4 protein-coding genes are annotated in these 4,083 nt (G+C 67.5%); 2 read left to right on the top strand and 2 right to left on the bottom strand.

Annotated elements, in window-relative coordinates:
• Together VIR09_RS18260 and cysG are read left to right on the top strand one after the other, a co-directional pair.
• The coding region (locus tag VIR09_RS18260) for an ANTAR domain-containing response regulator (RefSeq protein WP_332014148.1) at positions 1-497 on the top strand (497 nt) is incomplete at its 5' end.
• A gap of 103 nt (positions 498-600) precedes the next feature.
• Positions 601-2,016: a siroheme synthase CysG gene (gene cysG, locus VIR09_RS18255; protein ID WP_332014147.1), complete on the top strand. Its 1,416-nt coding sequence runs from the start codon at positions 601-603 to the stop codon at positions 2,014-2,016.
• An 87-nt stretch (positions 2,017-2,103) separates the two neighbouring features.
• On the opposite strand, the gene upp is transcribed toward cysG, so the two are convergent.
• Together upp and dacB are read right to left on the bottom strand one after the other, a co-directional pair.
• A complete protein-coding gene (gene upp, locus VIR09_RS18250) occupies positions 2,104-2,742 on the bottom strand; it encodes a uracil phosphoribosyltransferase (protein ID WP_013395748.1) in 639 nt (212 codons plus the stop codon).
• A 185-nt stretch (positions 2,743-2,927) separates the two neighbouring features.
• Positions 2,928-4,083, bottom strand: a 1,156-nt coding sequence (dacB, locus tag VIR09_RS18245; RefSeq protein WP_332014146.1) for a D-alanyl-D-alanine carboxypeptidase/D-alanyl-D-alanine endopeptidase, incomplete at its 5' end; no start/stop codon positions are given.

Here is a 4,083-nt window from a genome sequence, read left to right as displayed (position 1 = left end):
CCGAAATGGCGCCGGACATGGATCTGGCGGCAGCCATTGCGCAGGCGGCGCCCGACGTGGTGCTGATCGACAGTGACGCGCCCGGCCGGGACACGCTGGAAAACGTTTGCGTGGCCAGCGAACACAGCGATCGCCCGGTCGTGATGTTCACCGACAACGGCAATCGCGAAACCATACGCAGCGCCTTGCGCGCCGGCGTCGCGGCCTACGTGGTGGGCGACGTGCCGGCAGGACGCATCGAGCCGCTCTTGACGGTGGCGATCGAACGCTTCGCCATGGAGAAGTCACGGCGCGAGGAGCTGCGCGAAGCGCAGTTACGTCTGGCCGACCGCCAATGGGTGGAAAAGGCCAAGGGCATCCTGATGAAGGCGCGTTCGATTTCCGAGGGCGAGGCCCACGGCCTGCTGCGCCAACGCGCCATGCAAAGCCAGAAACGGCTCGGCGAGGTGGCCCGGGAAGTCGTGGAGATGAGCGCCTGGCTAGGCAAATCCACCTAATAAGCTTTAGTTATATGAAACAAAGAAATCAGAAGTTGTGGGGATGAAGCCCCCTTCCTATCATCCAACCACACTATGCCGGGTACGCCCGAGGCGGGCATTCATGAAGCTTTTCCCGATTTTTGCCGACCTGCAGGACAGGCGGGTCCTGGTGGTAGGCGGCGGCGCCGTCGCCGAACGCAAGACGCTCTCGCTGCTGGAAGCCTCGGCCGACGTGCTCGTGGGCGCGCCGGAATTGACGCCCGCCCTGGCCGCCCTGGCCGCCGAAGGCCGCATCCGCCATCTGTCAGGCCGCTTCGATCCCGCCTGGCTCGATGGAGTCTGGCTGGTGGTCGCCGCCACCGATCACCGCGATACCAACGCCGCCGTCTCCCAGGCGGCCGACGCCCGGCGCATTTTCAGCAACGTGGTGGACGACCCCGAACTGTCTTCCTTCCAGGTGCCTTCCATCGTCGATCGCTCGCCCGTCATCGTCGCGATTTCCTCGTCCGGCGTGGCGCCCGTGCTGGCGCGGCGAATCCGCGAACGCATCGAATCCCTGTTCGACCATACCCTGGGCCAGTTGGCCGGGTTGGCCGCCAGCTACCGCAAACGCATCCGCGCCAGCCATCCCGACCTGGGCGCGCGCCGCCGCTTCTACGACTGGCTGCTGGACGGCCCGGTGGCCGGCTTCCTGCGCCAGCAACAGCCAGCCCAGGCCGAGGCCGCGCTGGCAGCGGCATTGGCAGCGCCACGGGCACCCGACGCCGGCAGCGTGGTGCTGGTGGGCGCAGGACCGGGCGACCCCGGCCTGTTGACGCTGAAGGCGCTGCGCGCACTGAATGAAGCCGACATCATCCTTCATGACCGCCTGGTCAGCGGCGAGGTCATGTCGCTGGCGCGCCGCGACGCCGAACGCGTATCGGTCGGCAAGCTGCCCGGCGAGGACCACAACGCCACCCAGGCGCGCATCCACAAGCTGATGGTCGAACATGCCCGCGCCGGCCGCCGCGTGGTGCGGCTCAAGGGCGGCGACGCCTTCATCTTCGGACGGGGCGGCGAAGAGCTGGAATACTTGCGCGCGCATGGCGTGCGCTATGAAGTGGTGCCGGGCATCACCGCCGCACTGGCCTGTGCCGCCTACGCCGGCATCCCGCTGACGCACCGGGAACACGCCCAGTCCGTCCGCCTGATCACCGCGCACTGCCGCGAAGACGAGGACAATCTGGACTGGCCCGCGCTGGCCCGTGAAAAACAGACCCTGGCCTTCTACATGGGGGTGGGGCAACTGGATCTGCTGACCGGCCGCCTGCTGGCCCACGGCCGTGCGCCGCACACGCCCTTCGCGCTGATCGAGAACGGCAGCCGGCCCGAGCAGCGCGTGCTGTCCGGCACGCTGGAACAACTGCCGGCCCTGGCCGCCGAACACGCCATCCGCTCCCCGGCCCTGCTGATCGTCGGCGAGGTGGCGGGATTGGCGCCGCAACTGCAATGGTTCGGACAGCACCTGGACGGGCTGGTGGAAAAGATGGCGGCTTGAAGAACTGCGGGCGCGAGCCCCCGCCAGGCCGAATGCAAAACGCCAGCCCGCAGGCTGGCGTTCTTGCTCATTGCCGTACCGCAAGCGCTATTCCGTCTTCTGCGTGGTGCCAAAGATGCGGTCGCCGGCATCGCCCAGGCCCGGCATGATGTAGCCGTGTTCGTTCAGGCCGTCGTCGATGGAGGCGGTGTAGATGTGCACGTCGGGGTGCTTGGCCAGCACGGCGTCGATGCCGACCGGCGCCGCGACCAGCACCAGGGCGCGGATTTCCTTGCAGCCGGCGCGCTTGAGCAGGTCAATCGCGGCGACCATGGAGCCGCCGGTGGCCAGCATCGGATCGACGATCAGGGCCAGGCGCTGGTCCAGTTCGCCCACCAGGCGTTCCAGGTAGGTATGCGCTTCCAGCGTTTCTTCGTTGCGGGCCACGCCCACCACGCTGACCTTGGCGCCCGGAATCAGGCTGAGCACGCCGTCCAGCATGCCGATGCCGGCGCGCAAGATGGGCACCACGGTGACCTTCTTGCCGGCGATCTTCTCGACCTGCACCGAGCCACACCAGCCCTCGACGGTGGCGGGCGCCAACGGCAGGTCCTTGGACGCTTCGTAAGTGAGCAGCGCGCCCACTTCCTGCGACAGTTCACGGAAGCTCTTGGTGCTGAGGTCGGCACGGCGCATGATCCCGAGCTTGTGGCGGATCAGCGGATGGCGGATTTCGTGCACGGGCATGTGCGTAACTCTCCAGAATATTGATAGACAGGGTTTTCGCCTCAGGCGGAACCATGACGGCGCGGCGCGCTTTGCATCGCCCGTCGTCGAGCCACACCTGAGGATCGTAATCGGTTTGGAAGGGAATTGTTATTGATCGCCGGCAGGATCATCCGAAGAATTTTTCCGGCGCGGCGTAGGCATGCTTATTGTTCGGTAAGCCAGGCGATCAGGGCGTCGTCGAAGGCGCGTACGGCGCCCGCCTGTTCGTGGTTGACGATGCTGACCACCACGTAGCGCTTGCCGCTGGCGCCCAGCACATAGCCCGCGATGGAGCGCACGTCGCGCAGCGAGCCGGTCTTCAGGTGGGCCATGCCCACGGTGCCGTCGCCCTTCAGGCGGCGGCGCACCGTGCCATCCACGCCGGCGATGGCGAAGGAGGAGATGTACTCCGGCATGACGGGCGAATTCCAGGCCACGGTCAACATCGACGCCAGGCTGTCGGCCGACACCCGGGCGTCGCGCGACAGGCCGGCGCCGTTGTCGATGACCAGCTCGGGCATATCCAGGCCCTGCTTGGCCAGCAGTTCCTTGGCCACGACTTCGCTACTGGAGACGGTGGCAGGCCGCCGGCCGCGCTCGGCGCCCAGGGTCAGCAGCAAAGTACGCGCCATGACGTTGTTGCTGCGCTTGTTGATCTGGCGGATCGCCTCGGCCAGCGTGGGCGAATCATGCGAGGCCAGCACCACCGCGTCGGGCGGCACCATGCCGGAACGGACCTGGCCCTTGAAGGTGCCGCCCAGCTCCTTCCAGAGCATGCGGAACACCTCGGTGGCGTAGTCGGGCTGCGACAGCGCCAGGCGATACAGGCTGAATTCGCCGCAGGAGCCGGCCACCTTGCCGTTCACGCGGATGGTCACGCCCTGCTGGGTGATCAGCGGCTCGGTGGTCACCACCGGCGCGCCTGGACAGCGGGCGTCGCTCCATTCGACGCGGCTCTCGATCTTCAGGCCGGGCAGCGGCGGATCAATCAGGGGCACCCACTTATTGGCGGCGGGGTCGGGCGTGAACAGCAGCCGCAGCGCGCCAAAGCCCACCATCAGGGCGTCCGGGCTGGCGTTATAGGCCCGATCCGGGGCGCCGTCAAAGGCGCCGGGGTCGGTCGCGACCTGGCCGAAGATGCTGCGGTCGATGACCAGGTCATTGATCTGCTTGACGCCGCGCAGGCGCAGTTCGCGCAGCAGCACCCACAGGTCCTGCAGCAGGAATTGCGGATCGCCCCCGGCCCGCAGGTACAGCGGGCCGCTCAGCACTCCCTTGGCGTCGGGCCGCGCGCCCGGCGCCGTCATGAACTCGGTGCGC

It is taken from the genome of Achromobacter sp. (assembly GCF_036567245.1).
Taxonomy (GTDB): Bacteria; Pseudomonadota; Gammaproteobacteria; order Burkholderiales; family Burkholderiaceae_B; genus Achromobacter.
This window is presented reverse-complemented; position numbering and strand designations above follow the sequence as displayed.